1 protein-coding gene and 1 pseudogene are annotated in these 619 nt (G+C 63.9%); both read right to left on the bottom strand.

The window, feature by feature from the left end; genetic code table 11:
• Positions 1–256: aminotransferase class V-fold PLP-dependent enzyme (locus QZH66_RS18025; RefSeq protein WP_345783879.1), on the bottom strand; the 256-nt coding region annotated here is incomplete at its 3' end.
• Positions 240–619: pseudogene (locus QZH66_RS18030) on the bottom strand (aminotransferase class V-fold PLP-dependent enzyme); the annotation flags it as partial. The pseudogene QZH66_RS18030 and the gene QZH66_RS18025, both read right to left, overlap by 17 nt.

Genomic DNA, 619 nt, shown 5'->3' on the forward strand with positions numbered 1-619 from the left:
AGCTCGGCTCGAGGCTGGCCGAGGTGCAGGCCGAGCCCGACGACACCGCCAGGCCCTTGATGCCCATGATCAGCGACTCGCCTTCGACGTAGTTGAAGCTCATGTTGAGGTTCTGCGGCACGCGGTGTTCGAGGCTGCCGTTGATGAACACCTGCTCGATGTCTTTGAGGCCATTGAGCAAGCGCTGCTGCAGGGCATGGGCCTTGGCGTTGCTCTCGGCCATTTCTTCCTTGGCGATNACGTAGTTGAAGCTCATGTTGAGGTTCTGCGGCACGCGGTGTTCGAGGCTGCCGTTGATGAACACCTGCTCGATGTCTTTGAGGCCATTGAGCAAGCGCTGCTGCAGGGCATGGGCCTTGGCGTTGCTCTCGGCCATTTCTTCCTTGGCGATGCGGAAGGCCTCGCCCATGCCGACGATCTGGTGCGTGGGCAAGGTGCCCGAACGCATGCCGCGCTCGTGGCCGCCACCGTGCATCTGCGCTTCCAGGCGCACGCGCGGCTTGCGGCGCACATACAGCGCACCCACGCCCTTGGGGCCGTAGGTCTTGTGCGCGGTCATGCTCATCAGGTCGATGGGCAGCGTGCTCATGTCGATGGCGACGCGGCCGGTGGCCTGGGC

Source organism: Stenotrophomonas sp. YIM B06876 (assembly GCF_030711595.1).
Classification (GTDB): domain Bacteria; phylum Pseudomonadota; class Gammaproteobacteria; order Xanthomonadales; family Xanthomonadaceae; genus Stenotrophomonas.